Raw genomic sequence first — 25855 nt, forward strand, 5'->3', positions numbered from 1 at the left:
CGCGAACATGCATCAAGACTCCAAAAATTACAATCTACCTGCTCTATATTTACGAACTAGTAAAGCAAGTGACCCAAGCAGTAGCACCATGTATAAACCTAGTTGTGCTGTATCTGCTGTTTTTGAGTTTTTTTCTTTTTTCGCATCATTATTTGTAGCTTCATTTTTCTTCTTACCATCTGCATTTCGGTTAAAATCAGGCGTAGCAATTGTTTTTACATTATCTACTTTCGGCGTAATTACCGGATTTTTCGGTTCATTCTTCGGCTCTTCTTTTACCGTTCCTACAGCACCAATCTTCGTCGTATCAAATTGGATTTGTACGTCGTAGAAGTGATGGTAGTTCATTGAATCGATATCTACTTTTACCTTTGCATTTAATTTTGCAAATAAATCATTAGCTTCAAATTCTACGACTCTTGTATTTGTGGCCTTATCTTCACTTACTACTTTTGCATCTGCAAATTCACCATTCTTTTCTGTTTGGAATTTCGTGATCCATTCACTATTTTTTAGTGTCATTGCAATATACTTCTTACCATCTTTCACCGTTAACCTTGCTGGACTTACAACATATTGATTCATCATTGAAATTTCTTCAGTCTTATCTTTTAACACTTTAAAAGCAATATCGTACTGACCATCCTTTAAATTTTTCGGATCAACTGTTGGATTTTCATTTAGATTATTCGTTCCATTTTGGTTATCGTTTCCGCCTTGATTACCATTACCATCTTGGTTACCTAAAGCTTTAATACTACCTTTATCAAATACAAATTGAATATCGTAAAAATGATGGTAATTCATTGAATCGATATCTACTTTCACTTTTGCATTTAATTTCTTAGATAGATCAGCTACTTCTACTTCCACTACACGTGTATCAGCTTGCTTATTCTCACTTAGTACATTTGCATTAACAAATGAATTATTCTTTTCAAATTCAAACTTTGTAATCCATGAGCTATTCGTTAATGTGAATGATACATATTTCTTACCATCTTTCACTTTTAACACACCTGGACTTTTCGTATATGTGTTCATCATTGAAATTTCTTCCGTCTTATCTTTTAACACTTTAAAACCAATACTGTATTCACCGTCTTTAAGAGCATTGGGATCAATTGTTTTGTTATCGTCTTGGTTGTTGTTTCCGCCTTGGTTGTCGCTTCCACCTTGGTTATTGTTTCCGCCTTGGTTGTCATTTCCACCTTGGTTGTCGTTTCCGCCTTGGTTGTCGTTTCCACCTTGGTTGTCATTTCCGCCTTGGTTGTCATTTCCACCTTGATTATCGTTTCCGCCTTGGTTGTCATTTCCGCCTTGGTTGTCATTTCCACCTTGGTTATCGTTTCCGCCTTGGTTGTCATTTCCGCCTTGGTTGTCATTTCCACCTTGGTTGTCGTTTCCGCCTTGGTTGTCGTTTCCGCCTTGGTTATCATTTCCGCCTTGGTTGTCTAACGGTTTAATACTATCTTTATCGAATGCAAATTGAATGTCATAGAAATGGTGATAATTCATTGAATCGATATCTACTTTTACTTTTGCATTTAACTTTTTAGATAGGTCGTTTACTTCTACTTCCACTACTCGTGTATCAGCTTTTTTATCTTCACTTAATACACTTGCATCAACGAACGAACCATTTTTCTCAAATTCAAACTTTGTAATCCATGCACTATTCGTTAATGTGAATGATACATATTTTTTACCATTTTTCACCTTTAACACGCCTGGACTCTTTGTATACGTGTTCATCATTGAAATTTCTTCTGTTTGATCTTTTAAAGCTTTGAAATTGATTCTGTATTCACCGTCTTTAATTGTTTCAGCATCTGTTTTTTCTACTTCTGGCTTTTTATCACCGTCTGATTGTTTTTCTTCATTCTTAATTGGCTCAAGCTTTTCTTGATCAAATTGAAGTTGTAACTCATGCGTTTGTTTATAATTTCTTGATGCCACTTCGATAAATACTTTTGTATTTATCTTTTTAGATAAATTGTCTACTTCGAATTCTACTACTCTTGTATTTTTCTTTTTATCTTCACTTACTACTTTTGCATCAACAAATGAACCATCTTTTTCCGTTTGGAAATTTTTAATTGATGCATTATCTGTTAACGTTACAACCGCTTTTTTCTTACCGTTTTCTACTTTTAATACTCCTGGATTTACCATGTAAGTATTCATCTTAGATTCTTCATCTGTTTGATTTTTTAACACTTTAAATGGAATGCTGTACTCTCCATCTTTAATTGTGTTAGAATTTGGTTGTTGATCTGAGTCAGGCTTTTGGTCGGGCTTCTGACTTGGATCCGGTTTTTCATTTGGATCTGGCTTATTAGCTGGGTCCTCTTTTTCATTTGGTTGTTCCACATGAATCGGTGTAATACTATTTTGATCAAATGCAATACGAACGTCGTACTCATGATGATAATTTAAAAAATCAATATCTACTTTTACTTTTGCATTTAATACCTTCTCTACATCTTCTACATCAAATTCTACTACTCTTGTATCTTTTTCTTTATCTTCACTAATTACATTTGTCGCAACTAGCTTACCTGCTTTTTCTGTTTCAAACTTCGTAATCCATGAACTATTCGTTAATGTAAAGGATACTTTCTTTTTCCCATCCTTCACTTTTAAAGTCCCGGGGCTTACTGAATATTGATTCATCATCGATTCTTCATCTGATGTATCTTTTAAAACTTTGAAGCCAATTGAATATTCACCGTCAGCCAACTTGGTAGCTGCTTGAACTGCAAGTGGTTGTAATGTTGATACGAATGTAAATATCATTAAAAACATAGCAACAATGATTTTTGTATACCTGTTCAATGGAACGACTCTCCCTTTTGAAAATTATTTAATACTGTTCCCATCAAATACAAAGCGAATATCATATGAAGCATTATAATTAATAATTGGAATATTAATTTTCACCTTGCCATTTAGTTTTTTTGACAAGTCAGCAACTTCAAATTCTACTACTCTAGTATTATCTTTTTTGTTTTCACTTAACACGGTTGTTTCTACAAATTGACCATCTTTTTCTACTTGGAAACTTTTAATAGAAGCACTATCTTTCACTTTAAATGAAACATATTGTTTTCCATTTTTAACTGTTAATGTTGCTGGGCTTTCAAAATAACTATTCATTCTAGACGATTCATCTTTATCGCCTTTCCATACAGTAAAAGCAATATTATATTTTCCATCAGCTAGTTTTGTAGCAGCCTTTGCATCTTGTAAACCTAGTGTTGCAATAAACGTAAATAAAACAGCAAATACGGCAATAATCATTTTAAATTGTTTAAACATATATTCATCACCCTTCAAAAGATTTATTTACTCAATTTCACTTTACGAATTAAGAAAGCACCTGAAATAAGAATTAACGCTGCAAACAATCCAATACGTGCTTCATCGTCTGTTTTTGGATTATCTGTTTTTTCAGCTTTTCCATTTTCATTTTTTGTTTCTTTGTTCACTTCTTTAGCTGTTTCCTTACTCTCTACTTTTGTTTTCTCTTCTTTTACTTGTGTATCTGTTTTCGCTTGATCATTATTTTTTGTTGTAGCAGCTACGCCGTTATCGCCACCTACAGCTTTTACATTTGCATCAAAAGCAAAACGAATTGTGTAGTGGTGGTCATAGTTTGCATTTGGTACAACAACATGAATTTTTACAGCTGCCGGTTTGGATAAATCATCTACTTTAAACTCTACTGTTCTTTTATCTGCCGATTCATCTTTACTAACAACTTTCGCATCAACAAAATTCCCGTTCTCTGGTGCTTTAAATTCTGTAATCCAAGCACTATGATTCAACGGAACTTGTACTCTCATCTCACCGTTTTTCACTATTAATTTTGCCGGCTTTTCAAAATAGTCATTTGCCATTGAAGCTGAATCATTTTCCGCTTTTTGAATTACGTAATTAATATCGTAAGTACCATCAGCTAGTTTTGCTGAAGCATTCCCGTATGGCATTACAAGAAAAGCTAGCATACATACGAACGTTATAATAAAAGCGGGTAATACAGAAATCTTTCTCATTTGGCTTACTTCCTCCTTGGTTATCTTTCATCCATACTTTTTGAAAATGATAATTATTCTCAATTTATAAGAAAAAAATAATAATCCTCTACCATTATTTAATTGTAATTTATTTATGCACTGTAGATATTATTGATTATCATTCTCACTTAATGTTAAAAATAATATCCCTCTCTATTCCGTATAAAGAGCGATTCACATTTTAACATAAGTCCCTATCCCTTTTGTTGATTATCATTCTCAATGAATCTCAAAAAAAATAAAACTATCCATTTTCCTACTCTATCACCTCTATTTACAAAAATGATATCGTTATAGAAAACTTTATACCTTTCACTCCTCACTTTCCTTCCAATATTTCCACAACTAAGTCAATCTTAGCCTACTCATAATTTTTTTGTCAACTATATTACGTATAAAATTTTAAATATCTAAATCTCTCTATATACGGCTTTTTTTACAAAAAAAGAGACTTTCTATTATAGAAAGCCTCTTTTCTCTATTTTTCTACAGCAACTTCTTGCTTTTGAAACTTAGAAACTATATAACCAAATCCTATACCGATTATGCCTGGAACTAACCAACCAATTCCTACACTATATAATGGAATCTTATCTAAAATAGGTGCTAGCGCTGCAATTTGAAGATTTGCATTGTGTAACCCATCAAAGAAACTTATTGCAAATGCTCCTACAATCCCGCCCACATACATCGCTAATGGAAGACGAACGTAGTTTTCAACAAGTGATAATACGATAAGTACGATTCCAATTGGATAAATTGCGATTAAGATTGGTAATGCTAATGCATTTAACTGAGTTAACCCAAGGTTTGCTACCATAAATGCTAATACACAGAAAATGAAAACGACTTTTTGATAAGAAAGCTTTGGTAATAAAGAAGAGAAGTAATCACCACAAGCTGCAACAATACCTACAGAAGTTGTTAAACATGCTGCTGTAATTGCGATCCCTAGTAATAAAGTTCCGTAGCTACCAAATAAATGATTCACGACATTTGTTAAAATAATTCCTCCGTTTGCGCCCATTCCAAGTGACACACTAGAAGCTCCAAGATAAGCAAGTGCCAAATACACAAGTAGTAGACCAAGCGCTGCAATAAATCCTGCAAAGATTGTTACTTTTGCAATACTATTTTTATTTGTAATGCCTTTTTCTTTTAACGCATGAATTACAACATTTCCGAATACCAGTGCTGCAAGTCCATCTAAAGTTAAATATCCATCAATAAATCCTTTAAAAAGAGGAGCACTATACGCTTCTGTCGGTGCACCAAATTCTCCAATTGGTGTAATAAGTGCTTTACCTACAATAATTGCAATAACAGCTAATAATATTGGAGTTAGCACTTTACCAATACGACCCACTAATTTCGAAGGATTTAAAGCTAAATAGAAAGTTACGGCAAAGAAAATAAGTGTAAAGATAACAAGTGGATATGATTGACCAGCTATCTCACTTGGTAAAAACGGTGCAACACTCATCTCATAAGCTACTGTTCCTGTACGTGGCACACTTACGAATACGCCTAAACATAAATAAATTGCAGTGATAAAAACAAGTGCGAATATAGGATGTACACGTCCTGCTAGCTCATTAATATCTCCCTTTAAAGCTATAACAATTACTCCTAATAAAGGTAGTCCAACGCCTGTTACGATAAAACCAAACAACGCAATCCATACATCTGTTCCAGCGCCTTGTCCTAATGCTGGTGGAAAAATCATATTACCCGCACCGAAAAATAGTGCAAATAACATTAAACTTATTGCAAACATCTCAGAAAACTTTAAAGATGATTTCATTTCTACTAACCTCCTAATTAATTATAAATTAACAAAATATTCTGAATTAAAATCCGTCACATATCCTCTTTCAAGCATACTTCCCCGTAAAAGAACGCAAAAAACACCCGTCCCTAACAAAGGGACGAGTGTTGAAATCGTGGTTCCACCCTTATTCTAATAAAATGAATTTATAGCGAAATAAGCTCATTTTATAGCTCGTGTAAATTGATAACGGTTTTATCCGCCAAGAATTACAATGCATCATGTATGCAGTTCACTCTTGAAGTTTAGAGGTGGTAAGCTTGTCTTTTCGTATTAGGAAGCTCACAGCCTAAGGCTTCCCTCTCTGAGAATCGTAAAATACAACTCATGTCCTCATCATTACTTTTATAAAATATCTTGTCGAAACTTGTTGTTTTTTATTATATGGGCTATTTTTTAAAAAATCAATAGTTTTATTTTTTCTGACAAAAAAATATAGGGAGAAAATTTCCCTCCCTATAACTGCCCTATTAAAATTTCTAACTCTTCAGCTGTAACGCTCCGCCACTTTCCAACTTCAAGCTCATTTAGCTCTATATTCATAATGCGTACTCTCTTTAACTTTGTTACAGTAAATCCGAAAGCACGACTCATTCTACGAATTTGCCTGTTCATTCCTTGCGTTAAAACGATACGAAATGTTGATTGATCGACTCTTGTCACTTTGCACGGCTTCGTCATTCCATCTTTAATCTTTACACCGCTGGACATCTCATCAATAAACCAGTCCGTAAAAGGTTTATCGACTGTGACAACATATTCCTTCTCGTGCTCATGATCACCATGTAAAATCTGATTCGCAATGCCGCCGTCATTCGTTAATAAGATAAGTCCTTCTGACGCTTTATCTAATCGCCCAACTGGAAAGATTCGCTCTGGGTAATTGATATAATCAATAATATTATCTTCAATATGATCAGCTGCTGTACAAGTAATGCCGACTGGTTTATGGAATGCGATATACACCTTTTCTTTCTCTTCTTTTACAATAACTTGCCCATCAATCGTTACCCTATCACCATCGCTCACGAGTGCACCGTGCGTACATATTTCGCCGTTAATAGCCACGCGCCCAGCTTTAATAAGGCGATCTGTTTCACGTCTTGAACAGGATTTTGCTTCGCTTATGTATTGGTTGATTTTCATAGCTTATTCCTTTACAGAAAATCTAGACTTTCATTTCTTTTAGTTATCTATATTATATGATTAAAATTGTATTTTTACACAGGACTTAAGATACTATTCCTTGCATCAATCGCTTCTTGATACTCTGGCTGAAGTTTAATTGCCATATCATAATCTACTATCGCTTTATTATAATCCTGTAAATTACTATAAGCATCTCCGCGTGCTTTATATGTATATCCAGAGGCTTTATTCTCGTTAATTATATACGTATAATCTCGTATTGCTTTTTCATATCCGTCTTTTGTATCTAAACCAATATACGCATTCCCTCTAAAGCCGTACGGCGTTATATTTTCAGGATCTATTTCAATTGCCTTTGTACAATCTATGATTGCTTTCTCGTATTTCTTTGACTGATTATATATGTATGCACGATTAATATAGGCAATAATATTTTTAGGGTCTAACTCCAGTACTTTGGTACAATCTGCTATCCCTTCTGACTCCTTATCAGGCAACTGGAGGGTATATACATAACCTCGACCAACATATGCATCAACATAATTATTATCAATTTCAATTGCTCTAGTATAAGCTTTTACTCCCTCAGTTAAATTATTCAGCCGTACATGTATATAGCCTTCATAATAATATATTTTTGCAGGTTTATTAGTAAACTGCGTCTGTCTAATCATTCCTAATGCTTCTTCAAATTGCCCTTTATTTACATATTCTATTAGTTGATTGATTAATCTATTTATCATTTCTTCCGTTTCTTTTATATCTGGAACTATATCAACCATTCCATCTTCTGATATTACAACTATTACACAATTATTCTTTAGTCCTTCTTTATTTACATACCTAATTGCTGAGTTATACCTAGCACCTCTAGCAGAATCTCCTTGATTTTTTTCGGCAATTCCATCTAAAATGACACCTATTGCATAACAGTACCCCTCGCTATCCAGATATACAGCTCCATCAATACAAGTAATACGTTCCATTATATTTTTTAATTCATATGTATTCTTAGCTAATAGATTCGTCTTCTCTATTCGAATCGCTTGGTGTTCTAGCTTTTCCAATTCAGCTTCTGCTAATTCTGGCTTTGTTATAACAACTGTAGTGCCACTTCGTTGTTCAACTGCATACTTCACTAGAGTTATTATAGAATTAACCTTTCCATCATCCATTCCATTTTCTTCATAAAAAAATACGTTCCGAAGTTTATCTCTTAATCTAAGACTAGAAAATCTATTTTCCCTTAGATTCGGTGTACCATACCTTATAACTAAAAGCGTTTGCTCTTCTAAGCTCCATTGAACATTTTCAATACCTTCACGATCGCTTATAATAATATCTCGACTTACAAATAACATACTTATTTTATATTCAAATTTCCCCATAAAATCTATTACGAAAACTGGTTGTTGTTTAAGGTACTCGTAATCTTTTAACGTGCCTAACCCGTAAATCTGTTCATAATCACCAATTAAAAAAGTTTGTGCATCAGATGTTTCAAGAAGTTTTCTTATTCTTCTATGCTGTTCAAAACCTATAGGCTCTTTTAGCTTAATATAAAAATTTACATGTTTGTCCATTTCCTTTTCATTAAGCATTAATAATTTAGCCGAAATGCTTACACCTTCATAATTCAAAGTAGAAATGTAATTAAATTCATCAAATAAATCATCATTATACATTTTCCCATCATTCGATAAATTTAATGCCGATGTAACAGCTAACAAATCCCTCATAAAATCTCTTGCTTTTGAAGAGATATACTCCTCTTTGTTCCCTGCCCTCAATTCGTAGTATTTACCATTTCTTAATTCATCAAATATATTATGCATTAAAAATTTCAAAAATGAATATTTAAGAGTATCTTTTATAAACGGATTCCTTGTTTCTCTAAATAAAGATACAACACCACGATCAAACCCACTAAACCTTATAAAACACCACTGTTTCACATTACCATCTTCAAGAAAATTAAAATAATTCAATAACCCTTCTTCGGAAAAACTTCTATTTTCTCCTTTTTCAGTACTTAACTGTTTACTTAACACCCTGTTAATATCGTCAATAACTCCTTCCTCAGCTTTTTGCAATTTCCCTAACAATTCTTTAGAACTAGACTCAACAAATTCTTTTATTTTAGGATCTAACTCATCCCCTCCCACTATACTTGTATCATATATTTCAAAATGTACAGATACAGTGGAATTCAGAACCTTAGTATAGTCATTTATCAATGCTTCCAATTCTTTTTTTCGTTCAATTACATTTGGTGATAACCCTTTCATATCTCCACTCCTAGAAAAATAAACTCTTAATTTTTCATTACACATAAAACAGCAGCAATCTTCAAGCTTCCCCTTAAAGATTGCTGCTGTTATTCACTTCGCAAAAACAACTAAATAAATAACCCCAATCACCAAAAATATTCCGCAACAAGCTAACAATACTTTTGCAAGTTTGTCCATAAACATATAATGGTTTCCCCTTTGTTTCGTTGTTTTCTATTTTAATTCGACAACTGTTACGCCTAGGCCTCCCTCACCCATGTCACCGTAGCGGAATGTTTTCACACCGCGATGCTTCTTCAAGTAATCTTGTACACCTTGGCGAAGCGCGCCTGTTCCTTTACCGTGAATGATTGATACGCGAGGATAGCTTGCAAGCTGGGCATCGTCTAAGTATTTCTCAACGCGCGCCATTGCATTTTCAAATCGTTCACCACGAAGGTCAAGTTCTAATGAAACGTGATAGTCTCTACCTTTTACTGTTGCAACTGCTTTTTTCTCTGTTTGTTTCGGTGTGTTAATGTATTCCATATTAGATTCTTTTACTTTCATCTTCAGAATACCAATTTGTACACTCCACTCTGTATCACTTACTTTTTCAAGTAATTGACCTTTTTGACCGAACGTTAACACTTTTACTTCATCACCTGCGCGTAACTGTTGTTTCGGCGCAGTGTTTTTCACGTTTACTTTTTGTTTCTTCACAAGCTCTGGCGCTGCCCCTTCTAGACGGCTCTTCGCTTCAATAAGCTCGTGGTCTTTCACGTTTACAAGCTGTGCTTTACGCAATTGACGAAGTTCTTGAATAATGCCTTCTGCTTCTTTCTTTGCAGCTTCGACTTTTTCTTCTCCTTCTTTTTGCGCTTTTAATAATTTTTCATCGCGCTCATCGTTAAATTCAATAATTTGACGCTGTAATTCGCGATGCAGTTTTTCAGATTGCTTGCGAAGTGCTTCTGCTTCGTTCCAGTCACGTTCTGCGTTCTTCTGGCTTTCCTCTAATTTCGCAATCATATTTTCAATTTTATTCGTATCTGTACTAATGTGATTACGTGCTTGATCGATAACGCGATCAGATAGTCCAAGACGCTTCGAAATTTCAAAGGCATTACTACGTCCTGGTACACCGATTAGTAATTTATACGTTGGGCTTAGCGTGTTCACGTCGAACTCAACGCTCGCATTAATAACTTGCTCACGATTATATCCGTATGCTTTTAATTCTGGGTAATGCGTCGTTGCAACAACGCGAGCACCACGATTACATACTTCATCTAAAATTGAAATGGCTAGTGCAGCCCCTTCTTGCGGGTCTGTTCCAGCACCTAATTCATCGAATAAAACTAAGCTTTCAAAATCAGCTTTTTCTAAAATATCAACAATGTTCACCATATGTGAGGAGAACGTACTTAAACTTTGTTCAATCGATTGCTCATCACCGATATCAGCAAAGATATTTTTGAATACACAAATCTCTGACTCATCCATTACTGGAATATGAAGGCCAGATTGCGCCATTAACACACAAATACCAACTGTTTTCAGCGTAACTGTTTTACCACCTGTATTCGGTCCTGTAATAACAATTGTCGTGAAATCTTTCCCTAACATAATGTTATTTGGCACAATAATTTCTGGATCGATTAGCGGATGACGCGCTTGTCTTAAATCCATGTAACGCTCGTTATTTACAATCGGTTTCGTTGCTTTAATTCGCTTCGCATAAAAAGCTTTCGCAAAGATGAAATCAAGATTTGCAACTACTTCTACGTTTGATAAAACGATATCGGCTTCTACTGCCACTTCTTCTGTTAACATGAATAAGATGCGTTCGATTTCTTGTTTTTCTTTCACTCGTGCTTCTTGCAGTGCGTTATTTAATTCTACAATGACTTGCGGTTCAATAAATAACGTTTGTCCAGAAGCAGATTGATCGTGAACAATACCGCCATATACGCCGCGATATTCTTGTTTTACTGGGATTACGTAACGTTCGTTACGAATCGTTACAATCGAGTCAGACAGCATCTTTTGCGCGTTTGAAGAGCGCGTCATGTTTTCTAACTTTTCACGAATACGGCTTTCCGCAGTACGAATTTGAGTACGAATACCACGCAGTTTATCACTTGCGCTATCGACTACTTCACCGCCATCACCGATACAATTTGTAATTTTCTTTTCTAAATCATATAAAGATACAATTTGAGCGACATGTGTTGCTAAAATGGGAAGCTCGACACCATTATCAACCATATCCTCAATGAAACGTTTCATATTGCGACTACCGTACATCGTATTGGCAATATCAAGTAGTTCATTTGGACTTAACATACTTCCAATCTTTGCACGCTTCACATTTGAGCGAATATCCGTAATACCACCTAATGGTGCACTACCTTTTAAACGAATGACTTTCGCTGCTTCATCCGTTGTATCTTGCATCTCTACAATTTCTTCAAAATCAGTACTCGGCACTAAATGCTTCACTTTGTCACGACCAAGTGAAGATGCTGTATGTTCAAGTAATTGTTCTTTTACTTTATTGTATTCTAATACACGCAACGTTCTTTCTAACATGTTGCAGGTCCCCCCTGTGTTACTTATTACGTTTAATATAGTCTAATAAACGTTCAATATCCCACGTGTTAATCACGTTATCTTTTTGAATCCAACCTTTACGAGCTGCCGCTACACCTGTTTCCATATCTTCTAACATTTCAAGTGTATGAGCATCCGTATTAATCGCTACTTTTACACCAGCATCTTGTGCTTGTTTTAATAATTTCGCGCTTAAATCTAGACGGTTTGGATTTGCATTTAATTCTAAAACTGTATTTGTCTCTTTTGCGAGCTCGATTAATAAATCTGTATCTACATCATAACCCTCACGGCGTCCAAGAAGGCGTCCTGTCGGATGGGCAATCATTGTGACATGTTTATTCTCAAGTGCTGTACGAAGACGCTTCATAATCGTTTCCCGGTCTTGTGAGAAGCTAGAGTGAATGGCTCCAATGACATAATCTAATTCAGCTAATACTTCATCATCAAAATCAAGCGAGGCATCCGGTAAAATGTCCATTTCAATTCCGCGTAAAATTGTAATGTCTGGATACTTTTCGTTCATACGTTCAATTTCTTTCGCTTGTTCACGAAGGCGCTCTTTCGTTAAACCATTCGCTACTTTCAAGTATTGCGAGTGATCAGTAATCGCCATAAACTTGTATCCACGAGCACGGCACGCTTGTACCATTTCTTCAATAGAAAAAGCACCGTCACTCCAAGTTGTATGCATATGTAAATCACCTTGTATATCGGAAAACTGAATTAAGTTTGGATACTCTTTAATTAATTCAATTTCTTTTCCATCTTCACGCACTTCTGGCGGAATAAATGGCAGACCGAAATGAGCGAAGAAGTCTTCTTCAGTCTCAAATGTTTTCACTTCACCTGTTTCCAAGTTCTCTACACCGTACTCACTAATTTTCTCGCCTTTATCTTTTGCGATTTGACGCATTTTTACGTTATGGTCCTTTGATCCTGTGAAATGGTGAAGAGTTGTAATAAACTCTTCTGGTTTTACTAAACGAAAATCGATTGAAATATCATATTCATATTGAAGACGGACAGAAACTTTTGTATCTCCACTTGCGATTACTTCAATCATATTATCGAATTGTAGTAAATGCTCACGTACCGCTGCTGGTTCTGTCGTTGCAATGATAAAATCTAAATCTTTCACTGTCTCACGAACACGGCGTAAGCTACCAGCGCGAGAGAAACGAATTACTTCAGCAATATTCGACAATTTCTCCTCTATTTCCCCGGCAATAGGCAATACCATCGCAATTGGTAAACGCTCTGGACGAGAGCCTACTTGATCGATTGCCTCTAATATTTTCTCTTCTGTCTTCTTACCGAAACCTGCTAAAGCCTGTACTTTATTTTCCTCACAAACCGCTTTTAGCGATTCCATATCAACAACACCAAGTTCTTTATATAACTTAGCTACCTTTTTACCACCAAGTCCTGGTAGTTTTAATAACGGCAATAAGCTACTTGGTACTTCTTTCTCAAGTTCTTGCAATACTTCAGATGTTCCCGATTCTATATATTCTTGAATAACGGCTGCTGTTCCTTTTCCGATTCCTGGAATCTTTGTGAAATCTTCAATTTCAGAAAGACTACGATCGTCACTTTCGAGTGCTGCTGCTGCTTTACGAAATGCAGATATTTTGAATGGATTCGCGCCCTTTAATTCCATAAAAAGCCCGATTGTCTCTAATAATTTAATAACTTGTTTTTTATTTACTTTCATCATTACCCCGCCTTTCTTTCATAGAAAAAAACTTCTCTTTCCGAAAAAAGAGAAGTTATACTCTGCTACCTGTCTGCCATAGTTCCTTCACCTTTTCAGAGAGAATCGGTGTATCGTCTACAATTATTTTGCTAATTGATGATTGTTGTAATGGTGTTTGTAATTGTTCAATCGGAAGAATGTTTCCAATGATAATTAAGACAAACAAAATAATATATACTTCTAAAAATCCGAGGATTGCCCCCGCAAACGCATTTACTTGCTTTAAAACCGGTATTTCTGCAAACATATTTAACAAATTACCAAGTAATGAAAGTGCAATTTTTGTGATAATAAACAATATGATAAACGCAAGCGCTTGATAAAATACTGTCTCAATATTATTTGCATCAATCCATTCTGGAACAGATACGTTTTTATCAAATGGATACGGAATAAATTTCGCAAGTGCTGGCGCTAAATCTTTACAGTACCAGTATGCAACAAGGTATGCGATAATAAAGCTTGTTAACTTTACAAGTTGCAGAATAAACCCTCTGCGTAAGCCGAGGAAAAATCCCATAACAAGCAGTAAAATGATAATAATATCAATCATGTTATTCCATTCCTTTTTTTGTCATACTTTCTTTCAATTTCTCATGTTCTTCTTTTAATTTTATGTAATCGTGTATGACGTTTACCGCCGTCAATACCGCTAGTCTACTCGTGTCAAGCGAAGGATTCTTGGCATTGAGTTCGCGCATTTTATCATCCACAATCGCTGCTACCATGCGGATATGACTTGTACTTTCATCGCCAACAACTGAATATTGCTGACCATAGATTTCTACATTAATTCGACTTTTCTTTCCCTTTTGTTGTGACAACTCACCGGCCTCCAATCACGTACAGAATCCTAAAGTTTATCATACCATGAACCTTCATAATATGGAAACAGAAAGAACAATCCGATATGATAAAAATAACAATATAAAAAAAGGGGTGACTCTTATGTCAAATTCTATCGTAATTCAAACAAATTCTACAGTAATTGAAGACATGAAACAACAATATAAACACTCGCTTAGCCCGAAAATTCCACAAGGAGGGATCTTCATGGCAAAGGTGCCATCGTGCACGATTACAGCGTATAAATCTGGAAAAGTAATGTTCCAAGGCGGACGTGCTGAAGCAGAAGCTTCTCGTTGGCAAACTGTCTCTCAAACACCGAAAACAGCTGTAAAAAAATCTGTCGATTCACACCGTTATGCACCGCCCGCTTCCATCGGTACAATGTCTATCGTAGGATCAGATGAGGTTGGTACTGGTGATTTCTTCGGACCGATGACAGTAGTTGCTGTATATGTGGATGCCAAGCAAATTCCACTACTAAAAGAACTTGGTGTAAAAGACTCTAAAAACTTAAATGACGATCAAATTACTGCCATTGCGAAACAACTTCTACACGTTGTTCCTTATAGCTCTCTTGTCCTTCATAACGAAAAATATAACGAGCTATTTGATAAAGGAAACAACCAAGGTAAGTTAAAAGCTTTACTACACAATAAAGCTATTACAAACTTATTAGCTAAAATGGCACCTACAAAACCTGAAGGCGTCTTAATCGACCAATTCACACAACCTGATACATACTACAAATATTTAGCAAAACAAAAGCTGGTACAACGTGAAAATGTTTACTTCGCGACGAAAGGAGAAAGTGTCCATTTAGCAGTAGCCGCTGCCTCCATTTTAGCTCGTTACTCATTCGTGAAACAATTTGACGAACTAAGTAAAAAAGCTGGTATGCCCCTTCCAAAGGGTGCTGGTAAACAAGTTGATATCGCTGCCGCTAAATTAATTCAAAAGCTTGGTAAAGAACGATTACCTGAGTTTGTGAAACTGCATTTTGCTAATACAGAGAAGGCATTTCGCTTATTAAAATAGTATCGACAAAAACAGGAGCCTACAAACTCCTGTTTTTTTGTTTCATCCTACTATTGTCCTTATAGTTTTGTTATAATCATAATATACAGATTATTCTAACATAGGAGGAGATCCCCATTGCTACTTATACAAATGATTCTAAATATTTTACTAGGTAATCCACACGAAAGACAGTTTGAAATTAGGGAAAACATTCAGCTACTAAGTGAACAACGAGCGTTCAACGATTTAATAGAGCGCTATGGCCGATCTTTCTTATTAAACTTTCGGATTCGGAGATTTATCGGGAAACACGATGCTCGCTCGTTAATACATAATCCAGCAAAACTACAACACTTCTGTGAGGAACTTGAATGTATGATTAGAAAAAGGAGGTTTTTCATATGAACGCTGTAAAAGTTAAAAAGGTACTATATGCTTTCGTACACATCGTAGGTCCTCTTTCTTACCTCACTATTTCTACCATTTGGGGAGCTTTTTTCACTACTAAATCTACATTTGAAAATATATCTGATAATCTCGGCGTGATGGCCATCTATTACGTGTTCATAAGTTTACTGTGGTTTTTCTATTTAGATCGATTAGAAAAAGATGTAGATAAAATTACAAAAGAGATTCATGATAATAAGATGTAATATAAAAAAGGAGAGTCTTGGCGACTCTCCTTTTTTATGTTAGCTTCGTTTCTGCTTCTTATTAGATGAAGGTACTTTATGAGAACCCGTTTCATGTGTCGTCGTTCCTTGTCCTTCTACTTCCGGAGAACCTAGGCCCGATCTTGAATGATCTTTTTTCACTTTTTTACTCATTTTATACTCACCCCTTCGCGTTACTTTTTGCTACGGGGGAGTAAACTATACAATATGCAAAATAAAAAGCGAGAGGAAATCCTCTCGCTTTTTTTATATTTTAGAATTCAGAAGAACCTGGAGTTCTTGGGAATGGAATTACGTCACGGATGTTAGCCATACCAGTGATGTACATTAGGAAGCGCTCGAAACCTAGGCCGAATCCAGCGTGTTTTGTACCGCCGTATTTTCTAAGTTCTAAGTACCACCAGTAGTCCTCTTCGTTCATACCTAGTTCTTTAATTCTGTCTACTAAAACGTCCATTCTTTCTTCACGTTGGCTTCCGCCGATTAATTCGCCGATGCCAGGAACTAAAAGGTCAGTAGCAGCTACTGTTTTACCGTCGTCATTTAAGCGCATGTAGAATGCTTTAATGTCTTTCGGATAGTCAGTTACGAATACAGGGCGTTTGAAGATTTCTTCTGATAAGTATCTTTCGTGCTCTGTTTGTAAATCAATACCCCATTCTACTGGGTATTTGAAGTCAGCACCTGATTCTTGAAGTACTTTAATTGCTTCTGTATAAGTGATGCGACCGAAGTCAGAGTTGATTACGTTGTTCATGCGCTCTAGAACTGTTTTATCAACGAAGCTGTTGAAGAATTCCATTTCTTCTGGTGCATGCTCTAATACGTATTTCATTGCATATTTTAGCATATCTTCTGTAAGGTTCATTACGTCACCTAATTCAGCGAATGCAATCTCAGGCTCAACCATCCAGAACTCAGCAGCGTGACGAGTTGTGTTTGAGTTTTCTGCACGGAATGTAGGTCCGAATGTGTATACATCACGGAATGCTAATGCATAAGCTTCAGCGTTCAGCTGTCCACTTACTGTTAAGTTTGTTTCTTTGCCGAAGAAGTCTTTTGATTCATCAACTTGTCCGTCTTCACCTTTTGGTACGTTGTTTAAATCTTGCGTTGTTACGCGGAACATTTCGCCCGCACCTTCTGTATCACTACCTGTGATGATTGGTGTGTGAACATGTACGAATCCACGCTCTTGGAAGAATTGGTGAATCGCAAATGCTGCGATAGAACGTACGCGGAACGTTGCAGAGAATGCATTTGTTCTTGGACGTAAGTGAGCGATTGTACGTAAGTATTCAAACGTATGACGTTTCTTTTGAAGTGGGTAATCAGAATCTGATAAGCCCTCGATATCAATTTTTTCTGCTTTAATTTCAAATGGTTGCTTCGCTCCAGGCGTTGCAATTACTTTACCTTCTACTTTAACTGAAGAGCTAAGTGGAAGTTTTGCAATTTCTTTGAAGTTCTCTAATTCTGTATCGAAAACGATTTGAACGCTTTTGAAGAAGCTACCGTCGTTTAATTCGATGAAACCAAATGCTTTTGAATCACGTAAGTTACGAATCCACCCTGATACTTGTACTGTTTGACCTGCGTATTTATCTGTATCTCTATACAGACTTTTTACTAATGTGTTTTCCATAGTGAAATTCTCCTTTGCTGATATATTTAAATACAAAAAAACCTTTCATCCATAAAGGGACGAAAGGTTAAACTTCGCGGTACCACCCAATTTGTCATAAAGACCAACTTTAACTCGTATGTAATACATACTTCCCGGTTTGTAACAGGCCGGATTCCCGTCTAAGTCTACTCTTGAATACAAGATTCAATTTCGGTTAGCAACTCCAAGGTGTTCTTCACATATACCGCCTCATCAGGCTCTCACCGTCCCTGACTCGCTTTGGATTATAGTATATACTACTTTTCCTTATCATCGTCTTTCATTTTGTTAAACTAAAATTAATGTACTACATTCGAGAGAAAGATGCAAGACGCCTAAAAATATATCGACGATTTTTACAATCACTCCATAAAAAAATTGCCGGAATAAATCCGGCAATTTCTTATTACTTACGTAACTCCGCACCAAATTTCTCTTCTACCGTTGTTAATACACGGTTATGTGCTTCTGTTACTTCTTCGTCTGTTAACGTACGTTCTGCATCGAAGTAAGTCATAGAGAATGCAAGTGATTTCTTGCCTTCTTCCATTTTCTCACCTTCGTATAAGTCGAATAATGTTACGTCTTTCAGAAGTTCTCCACCAGCTTCAGCAATAACTTGCTTCATTTCGCCAGCTTTTGTTTCTTTCGTTACGACAACAGCCATATCACGTGTCATAGATGGGAAACGTGGAATTGCTGAGTAGTAAGTTTCTTCTGCGTCTGCACCGAATACTTTTACAAGAGATAGTTCGAATACAAATGTATTTTTCACATCTAATTGTTTTTCTGCTTCTGGGTGCAATTGACCGATGAAACCAATTACTTCGCCATCTAATACGATGTCAGCTGTACGACCTGGGTGCATACCTTCACGTTTTGCTGGTGCATATGTGATTTGGTTTGAAACGCCAAGTACGTCAAATAGTCCTTCTAGTACACCTTTCACAACGAAGAAGTCTACTACTTTCTTCTCACCTTGCCATGCATGGTGAAGAGCAAGACCTGTCATAACACCTGCAAGATGTTGTTCTTCTTTCGGAAGTTCTCCTGCTTCTGTCGGTAAGAAGATAGAACCTACTTCGTATAAAGCAACGCTGTCGTTTTTACGAGCGACATTGTATGAAACTGCTTCTAACAATTGTGGCACTAAGCTTAAACGAAGTTGGCTACGTTCTTCACTCATTGGAAGTGCAAGGTTTACAGGAGCTTTCTCGTTTGGCTCAACCATATATTGCTTCGCTTTGTCAGCGCTTGTTAATGAATATGTGATGGCTTCATATAAGCCAGCACCTTCTAAGAAGCGACGTACTTTACGACGTTTCGTTTGTGCTGCTGTTAATTTACCACGAGTCATCGTTCCAGAAGGTAATGTAACTGGAATGTGGTCATAACCGTATAGACGGCCCACTTCTTCTACTAAGTCTTCTGAAATTGTAATGTCAGGACGACGTGCTGGTACATTCACATGGAATGTTCCTTCTACTTCTGTGAATGGGAATTTTAAGTTTGTGAACATTGTACCCATTTCACTTGCAGAAATATTTGTACCTAATACACGGTTTACCTTCTCAGCAGTAACAGATACTGTACGTTCTTGTACTTGTAAGTTATCAGCTTCTACTACACCTTCAAGTGCTTCTCCGCCAGCGTATTTCGCCATTAAAGCAGCTGCATGTTGAATTGCTTCAAATGTACGTGTTGGGTCGATTCCTTTTTCGAAACGTGCACTTGATTCACTACGAAGACCTAAGTCTTTTGATGTACGGCGCACTATTTGACCTGCAAAGTATGCAGACTCAATTAAAACGTTTACTGTCTCATTTGTAACTTCAGAATCCGCTCCGCCCATTACACCAGCAACAGCTAAAGCTTTTGTGCCGTTTGTAATTACAAGGTGGTGGCTTTGTAATGTACGTTCTTGATCATCTAGCGTTTCAATTTTTTCGCCTTCTTTTGCAAGACGAACAACGATTTCTTTTGAACCTAATTTATCGTAATCGAATGCATGTAACGGTTGACCGTATTCCATTAGAATGTAGTTTGTAATATCAACTACGTTGCTAATTGGACGAATGCCAGCTGCCATAAGACGAGTTTGCATCCACATTGGTGATGGACCAATCTTTACGTTTTTAACCATTTTTGCAATGTATAATGGGTTTTCTTCTTTTGCTTCTACACTTACAGAAATATAATCAGAAGTTTTTTCTGCTGTTTCTTGTAAGTCGATAGCTGGAAGTTTTACTTCGCGGCCATAAATAGCAGCTACTTCGTACGCAACACCTAACATGTTTAAGCAATCTGCACGGTTTGGTGTTAAACCAAGCTCAAGTACTTCATCATGTAAGTTTAAAATTTCAAGTGCATCTGCACCAACTTCAGCGTCACTTGGGAAGATGAAGATACCATCTGCATATTCTTTTGAAACTAACTTTCCATCAATGCCAAGCTCTTGAAGAGCACAAACCATACCGTGAGAAGCTTCACCACGTAGTTTTGCTTTTTTAATTTTGAAGTTACCAGGAAGTACAGCGCCAACTTTTGCAACTGGTACTTTTAAACCTTTTGCAATATTAGCAGCTCCACAAATAATTTGAACTGGCTCTTCTTCACCGATATCGATTAAGCATTTGCTTAATTTATCAGCTTCTGGGTGTTTTTCACATTCTAATACGTGACCAACTACAACACCTTTTACACCTTTATTTAATACTTCAACACCTTCTACTTCAATACCACTTTTCGTGATTTTGTCTGCTAGTTCTTGTGCTGTTACATCTTTAATATCTACATACTCTTGTAACCAACGATATGATACGAACATACTTATCCTCTCCTTCCCTTACGCTCGTTTAAATTGTTGTAAGAAACGTACATCATTTGTATAGAAATGACGAATGTCATCTACGCCGTATTTCAACATTGCGATACGCTCTGCGCCCATACCGAATGCGAAACCTTGATATTCTTTTGAATCATAACCAGCCATTTCAAGTACGTTCGGGTGAACCATACCTGCGCCTAAAATTTCGATCCAGCCAGTTCCTTTACAAGTGCCGCAACCTTTGCCGTGACACATCATACAAGAAATATCCATCTCTACAGATGGCTCTGTGAATGGGAAGAAACTTGGACGAAGACGGATTTCACGATCTTCACCGAACATCTTTTTCACGAATACTTGCAATGTACCTTTTAAATCACTCATACGAATGTTTTTATCAATTACAAGACCTTCAATTTGCATGAACTGATGTGAATGCGTCGCATCATCATCATCGCGGCGATACACTTTACCAGGACAAATAATTTTGATTGGGCCTTTTTCTTTATTATTTTCCATCGTACGTGCTTGCACAGAAGATGTATGTGTACGTAGTAACGTTTCTTCTGTAATGTAGAATGTATCTTGCATGTCACGTGCTGGGTGATCTTTCGGTAAGTTTAATGCTTCGAAGTTGTAGTAGTCTTTTTCTACTTCTGTTCCTTCAGCTACTTCATAACCCATACCGATGAATACATCTTCAATTTGTTCAACAACAGCTGTTAACGGATGGTGACAACCTGTTTCAACAGGACGACCTGGCAAGGTAACATCAATTGTTTCAGTAGCTAACTTCGCTTCAATTACTGCTTTTTCTAAGTTACCAATTTTGTCGTCTAAACGCGTTTGAATCGCTTCACGTACTTCATTTACTAATGCTCCCATACGTGGACGCTCTTCTGCTGATAATTTTCCCATACCGCGTAATACTTCTGTAATTGGACCTTTTTTTCCTAAATACGCTACGCGTACGTCGTTTAAGCCTTTTAGCTCTTTCGCTTCTTCAATAAGCTCTAACGCTTTTTGCTTTAGCTCTTTTAAACGTGCTTCCATTTTGGAACCCTCCTAATTTTAAAAATAAAAAAACCTCGCTCCCAAAAAGGGACGAGGTAAATTCGCGGTACCACCCTAAATTGACAGAACATGTCTGCCCACTCATTAGTTATAACGATCAATTCTGACCGGAACGCCTTTACATATACATGGTCCTGGCGTCAACTCCAGAGGTGAATTCACTTCCGTCTACCATAAGAATGCTTTCAGTCTACGGCATTCTCTCCCTATATGGCGATTTTGTAAGCTACTCTTCTCTATCAACGTTTTTCGTTATTTAACTTTTAATATAATGTACTTCAACTTATTATAAGAAGTTTTTTATTTGTTCGCAACTGGGCTTTGTAAATAATACGTTAAAATCCCTGCTGCAACCGCAACATTTAATGATTCTGCCCCGCCGTAAATCGGAATATACAAGTTTTGATCCGTTTTTGCAAGAATTTCTTGGCTTACGCCGCTTCCTTCATTTCCTACAATTAATGCAAAGCTACCGGTTGGTGTTACTTCACCATAGGGAACTCCATTTTCAAGAGCTGTTCCATATACAGGAACGTTATTTTCTTTTAACTTATCTACCCATTCTTCTAAGTTCCCTTTTACAACTGGTAAGTGGAAAATAGAACCTTGTGTAGAACGAAGCACTTTACTATTATATGCATCAACGCATCCTTCTCCAAGCACAACGGCATGAATACCAGCTGCATCAGCTGTACGAATAATTGTCCCTAAATTACCTGGGTCTTGCAGGCCATCTAATAGAAGAAACTTCCCATCAGTAAGAGCTACTTCACTCTCGTGTTTCTCACAAACAGCAAATACACCTTGCGTCGTTTCTGTTTCACGAAGTACTTTTACGATTGCTTCAGGCACAATATACATTTCCACATCATTAACTGTCCAATCTTTCGGAAGGTCTGTCTGATCTGAAACGATAAGTTCTGTTACAACTCCTGCCTTTAAAGCTTCCTCCACTAAGTGGAATCCTTCAACAAAAAATAAACCTTTTTTATCGCGCTCTTTTTTCGTCTGCAGCTTTTTCCACTGCTTCACACGCGGATTTTGTACTGAATCAATGTTTTTCATAATATGTATTTCCCTCTCTTCTTGTCTTATCATTATAGCCTATTTTTCATACATATTTACATAAAAAAGAACAAAAACTAACGTCAGTTTCAATTCTGAAGAAGAGGTGAAAATAATGAGTTTTAATTTACGCGGTGCCGTATTAGCGAATGTATCTGGAAATTCACAAGATCAATTACAAGAAACAATCGTCGATGCAATTCAAAGTGGTGAAGAAAAAATGCTTCCAGGTCTTGGGGTTTTATTTGAAGTCATTTGGAAAAACGCGGATGAAAATGAAAAGCACGAAATGTTAGAAACACTGGAGCAAGGATTAAAAAAATAAGCAATTTAAAAATCACCTTCGCATAAGCAAAGGTGATTTTTTTCACGAAAAATTTTTTCTTCTCCTAAACATTTCTACTTTACTAACGAACTATGATGGAGTACAATGTTCAAAATACATTTAAACCGATCGATTTTTCTTCATATACACCATAAGATAAAAGGAGTGAATGTTTTATGCACCGTATTACGCTTGAACAAATTTTTAAACACCATATTACACAAAAATACGTAAATCGTTCTGGGATGGTCCACGCGATTGCTGTCGCTTACCATGCGTTTCACTTAGCTAAAAAGCATCACGCCTCAGTCGATGCTGCGACAAAAGCTGGTTTCCTTCATGATATCGGACATCATACGTGGTACACAGGCGGCGAATGGGACTATGATTTATATAAAAAGAATGATATACACGCAATTAAAGGCGCAGAAAGAGCTCATAAATTACTTATTAGATTAGGAGAACATCCGAAACTAGCAAAAGAAATTTCTATCGCAATTCTCCTTCATACAGATTCTTTCTTAGTAGAACAAGAAATTGAAAGAACATCTCTTCAAAACATTATTAAATGGGCGGATGAAGCAGATGAAGAACCGGGCGGAGCGCATCATTATCGAACAATTTCTTATGAAAAAGCGCTAAAAGCAATTCAACAGTTAGATCGATTGGTAGAGCGTGAATTACAAATAGAGCAATCGAAATCAAACAACAAAACAGAACATAGTTATCAATGAGAAAGAGGCATCACTATAGGGTGATACCTCTTTATTATTTTATGGAAAATACACCTTTATATGTAATATTTAAATGTTACACCCGAAAACAAGATGTTTTATAATTAAATATACAAATATAAAGAGGTGATTCTACAAATGCAATCCGCTATACAACTTTCTAATGAACAGAAATACTCTATGTCATGGTTACAATTTCTTGGAGTTTTATTCATTCTCTTTCCATGTCTCTCATTAATAAATATAATCCTTACATTTTTACCTATTGAGTTATATGGATACATTAACCCAAATACAAATAAATTTTTGCTTGATTCTATAGAAAATGTAAGTTATGAATTAGTTGCCTTACTTTTACTAATTGCATTTATTACGAAATATAAACCACTGAAAGAACTAGTATTACCTATATTCGATTTTCGAGTTTTAAAATCTTTTCGGATGTACATCTATGTTCTCATTTATTATGTACTCACCTTATTTGTAGATATGTTTGTGCTAGATAAAGTATTCCCTTCATCCGTACAAGAACAGTCTGATGCATTACAACTTTCAACACTAGACCACTATCCACTTCTCTTACTTCTAGCTGGTGGAATTTTTGCACCTATTTTTGAAGAACTTATATGCAGAGGGATTTTCCTTCGTTTTTTTGAAGAAAAGTTTACTTTTTGGCCAGCTGTAATTCTCTCAAGTTTAATTTTCGGTATTGCTCATACGTACTCTGTGGGAGTTATGTTTAGTGCATTTGTTACTGGAATTTTCGCTTGTTTATTGTACAAACAAACTAAATCCATTGTTCCAGCAATACTATTACATATCTTGACCAATGTAATTGCTTTTTTACCTTAAGCAAGAGGTATCATCACGATACCTCTTTTTACTCTTTTATAACAACTTCAAACTCTTCTTCCGTTAACACTTTTCGATAATCCGTTTTCTTTTCTCCTTCTTCACCAGAAGTTAGGACAGGCGTCAGTATAATTTTCGTTACACGATCTTCTAGCTTTTCAAATCGCCAATAACTATTTTTGGATAAGGTAAGACCTGAATGTGGTATTAACTCGTTTCCATCTTGATCTCTCGCGATAAATTTCACCTCTAATTTTTTTCCATTCAACATTTTATAGTTCAATTTCGTAGATATAGGAGAAACTTTTAAATTTTCCACTTCTATTTTTTGACCATTTTCTAATTTAAAATGTTTATGGATTGGGATTGTTTTCGTTTCAGCTTTTAATTTGTCTCCAGATGCTTTAAAGGAAAAGCCCCATTCTCCTTTCCATGTTGAATTCTCTTCTTTTAAAGAGATATCTCTATATACAACTTGTATATCACATTCTCCATGAATTTCTAGAGGGTTCATTTCACCATCTTTTAAATCTATATTTGAGAAAAATGTATACGTGTATTCATTTATTTTCTTGTCCCCGCCGCTACCGCTACCATTTAACTGTTTTCCATTTATATAAATATCAGGGCTAGGATAAGAGCCCTCTAAATTGATCCGACTAGACTTAAACGTACTATTAACAATAATCTGTCCCTCATCTATTATCACTTCATCTAACCTCACTTCTACACCGTTATCATAAACTGTTTGTCCTATTGTCGTTTTATATTCTTTTAAAGGTTCACCTCTACTGTTTACGTAGTCTTCCATTTTACTTCCGATTAACGGTATATCTGCAATCATCCTTCTCATATCTACAGTCATCATCATGATAAATAATGCAGCAGCAGATGTTACAATAGTTACATTCCGTTTCGTATGAGCTTTGTTCGTTTTTATTTTTTTACGAATTCGCTTTTTCATTTTCTTTTTCTCTATGTGAGTTAAGTTAATCTCTTCATATTCATTCTCATCCATTTTTATATCATTTAACATTTCATATGGATCTTTCATTTCTTTCACCTCTTTCC

The 25855-nt window shown here is 36.0% G+C and carries 22 protein-coding genes and 3 other annotated features; of the genes, 6 read left to right on the plus strand and 16 right to left on the minus strand.

Annotated elements, in window-relative coordinates; translation table 11 throughout:
- Positions 1-27 precede the first annotated feature (27 nt).
- The 10 genes from ATN06_RS23100 to zapA all read right to left on the minus strand — a co-directional run bounded on the left by ATN06_RS23100 (position 28) and on the right by zapA (position 14525).
- Entirely contained in the window at positions 28-2838 is a 2811-nt protein-coding gene (locus ATN06_RS23100; RefSeq protein WP_060632466.1) for an NEAT domain-containing protein, read from the minus strand.
- A 24-nt stretch (positions 2839-2862) separates the two neighbouring features.
- Positions 2863-3321 carry an NEAT domain-containing protein gene (locus tag ATN06_RS23105; RefSeq protein WP_000476164.1) on the minus strand — a complete coding sequence of 153 codons (459 nt, stop codon included), beginning with the start codon at positions 3319-3321 and terminating at the stop codon, positions 2863-2865.
- A gap of 23 nt (positions 3322-3344) precedes the next feature.
- Positions 3345-4058, minus strand: a complete 714-nt coding sequence (isdC, locus tag ATN06_RS23110) for a heme uptake protein IsdC (RefSeq protein ID WP_060632467.1) — start codon at positions 4056-4058, stop codon at positions 3345-3347.
- A 499-nt stretch (positions 4059-4557) separates the two neighbouring features.
- Positions 4558-5883 (minus strand): branched-chain amino acid transport system II carrier protein BrnQ6, encoded by a 1326-nt coding sequence (brnQ6, locus tag ATN06_RS23115; protein WP_060632468.1) that lies wholly within the window; start codon positions 5881-5883, stop codon positions 4558-4560.
- A gap of 117 nt (positions 5884-6000) precedes the next feature.
- Positions 6001-6256 (minus strand) — a binding site (T-box leader).
- A 107-nt stretch (positions 6257-6363) separates the two neighbouring features.
- Entirely contained in the window at positions 6364-7053 is a 690-nt protein-coding gene (locus tag ATN06_RS23120) for a 23S rRNA pseudouridine(2604) synthase RluF (protein WP_060632469.1), read from the minus strand.
- A gap of 74 nt (positions 7054-7127) precedes the next feature.
- Positions 7128-9344, minus strand: a complete 2217-nt coding sequence (locus tag ATN06_RS23125; protein ID WP_060632470.1) for a tetratricopeptide repeat protein — start codon at positions 9342-9344, stop codon at positions 7128-7130.
- A gap of 216 nt (positions 9345-9560) precedes the next feature.
- On the minus strand, positions 9561-11921 hold the full coding sequence (locus ATN06_RS23135; RefSeq protein WP_060632471.1) for an endonuclease MutS2: 2361 nt from the start codon (positions 11919-11921) through the stop codon (positions 9561-9563).
- A 19-nt stretch (positions 11922-11940) separates the two neighbouring features.
- On the minus strand, positions 11941-13659 hold the full coding sequence (gene polX / locus ATN06_RS23140; RefSeq protein WP_000867532.1) for a DNA polymerase/3'-5' exonuclease PolX: 1719 nt from the start codon (positions 13657-13659) through the stop codon (positions 11941-11943).
- Between the two features lie 55 nt (positions 13660-13714).
- Complete coding sequence (locus ATN06_RS23145) at positions 13715-14254, minus strand: CvpA family protein (RefSeq protein ID WP_000565408.1); 540 nt, start codon at positions 14252-14254, stop codon at positions 13715-13717.
- A 1-nt stretch (position 14255) separates the two neighbouring features.
- Positions 14256-14525, minus strand: a complete 270-nt coding sequence (gene zapA, locus ATN06_RS23150) for a cell division protein ZapA (protein WP_000082701.1) — start codon at positions 14523-14525, stop codon at positions 14256-14258.
- Positions 14526-14649: 124 nt separating this feature from the next.
- Between zapA and rnhC the strand changes: the two genes are divergently transcribed.
- The 3 genes from rnhC to ATN06_RS23165 all read left to right on the plus strand — a co-directional run bounded on the left by rnhC (position 14650) and on the right by ATN06_RS23165 (position 16220).
- Positions 14650-15585 (plus strand): ribonuclease HIII, encoded by a 936-nt coding sequence (rnhC, locus tag ATN06_RS23155; RefSeq protein WP_060632472.1) that lies wholly within the window; start codon positions 14650-14652, stop codon positions 15583-15585.
- Positions 15586-15702: 117 nt separating this feature from the next.
- Positions 15703-15972, plus strand: a complete 270-nt coding sequence (locus ATN06_RS23160) for a hypothetical protein (protein WP_000924591.1) — start codon at positions 15703-15705, stop codon at positions 15970-15972.
- A complete protein-coding gene (locus ATN06_RS23165; protein ID WP_060632473.1) occupies positions 15969-16220 on the plus strand; it encodes a hypothetical protein in 252 nt (83 codons plus the stop codon). The genes ATN06_RS23160 and ATN06_RS23165 overlap by 4 nt, the downstream gene beginning before the upstream one ends.
- Before the next feature lie 39 nt (positions 16221-16259).
- On the opposite strand, the gene ATN06_RS23170 is transcribed toward ATN06_RS23165, so the two are convergent.
- From ATN06_RS23170 to ATN06_RS23190, 5 genes are all read right to left on the minus strand, one after another.
- A complete protein-coding gene (locus ATN06_RS23170; RefSeq protein ID WP_000039588.1) occupies positions 16260-16394 on the minus strand; it encodes a YuzL family protein in 135 nt (44 codons plus the stop codon).
- A gap of 100 nt (positions 16395-16494) precedes the next feature.
- Positions 16495-17886, minus strand: a complete 1392-nt coding sequence (asnS, locus tag ATN06_RS23175; protein ID WP_060632474.1) for an asparagine--tRNA ligase — start codon at positions 17884-17886, stop codon at positions 16495-16497.
- A gap of 52 nt (positions 17887-17938) precedes the next feature.
- Positions 17939-18190: a binding site (T-box leader), on the minus strand.
- A gap of 123 nt (positions 18191-18313) precedes the next feature.
- Complete coding sequence (gene pheT, locus ATN06_RS23180; RefSeq protein ID WP_060632475.1) at positions 18314-20734, minus strand: phenylalanine--tRNA ligase subunit beta; 2421 nt, start codon at positions 20732-20734, stop codon at positions 18314-18316.
- An 18-nt stretch (positions 20735-20752) separates the two neighbouring features.
- Positions 20753-21787, minus strand: coding sequence for a phenylalanine--tRNA ligase subunit alpha (pheS, locus tag ATN06_RS23185; RefSeq protein WP_000388217.1), 1035 nt, complete (start codon positions 21785-21787; stop codon positions 20753-20755).
- Between the two features lie 44 nt (positions 21788-21831).
- Positions 21832-22060, minus strand: a binding site (T-box leader).
- A gap of 48 nt (positions 22061-22108) precedes the next feature.
- Complete coding sequence (locus ATN06_RS23190) at positions 22109-22906, minus strand: TrmH family RNA methyltransferase (protein ID WP_060632476.1); 798 nt, start codon at positions 22904-22906, stop codon at positions 22109-22111.
- 82 nt (positions 22907-22988) lie between these two features.
- On the opposite strand from ATN06_RS23190, the gene sspI reads away from it, so the two are divergent.
- The 3 genes from sspI to ATN06_RS23205 all read left to right on the plus strand — a co-directional run bounded on the left by sspI (position 22989) and on the right by ATN06_RS23205 (position 24784).
- Positions 22989-23198 carry a small acid-soluble spore protein SspI gene (sspI, locus tag ATN06_RS23195; RefSeq protein WP_000009509.1) on the plus strand — a complete coding sequence of 70 codons (210 nt, stop codon included), beginning with the start codon at positions 22989-22991 and terminating at the stop codon, positions 23196-23198.
- Between the two features lie 176 nt (positions 23199-23374).
- On the plus strand, positions 23375-23932 hold the full coding sequence (locus ATN06_RS23200) for an HD domain-containing protein (RefSeq protein WP_000554789.1): 558 nt from the start codon (positions 23375-23377) through the stop codon (positions 23930-23932).
- Positions 23933-24070: 138 nt separating this feature from the next.
- Positions 24071-24784 (plus strand): CPBP family intramembrane glutamic endopeptidase, encoded by a 714-nt coding sequence (locus tag ATN06_RS23205; RefSeq protein WP_060632477.1) that lies wholly within the window; start codon positions 24071-24073, stop codon positions 24782-24784.
- A gap of 28 nt (positions 24785-24812) precedes the next feature.
- Here ATN06_RS23205 and ATN06_RS23210 read toward each other — a convergent pair whose 3' ends face one another.
- Positions 24813-25838: a DUF4179 domain-containing protein gene (locus ATN06_RS23210; protein ID WP_060632478.1), complete on the minus strand. Its 1026-nt coding sequence runs from the start codon at positions 25836-25838 to the stop codon at positions 24813-24815.
- Positions 25839-25855: the final 17 nt, after the last annotated feature.

It is taken from the genome of Bacillus thuringiensis, from assembly GCF_001455345.1.
In the GTDB taxonomy this organism is placed as follows: domain Bacteria; phylum Bacillota; class Bacilli; order Bacillales; family Bacillaceae_G; genus Bacillus_A; species Bacillus_A thuringiensis_N.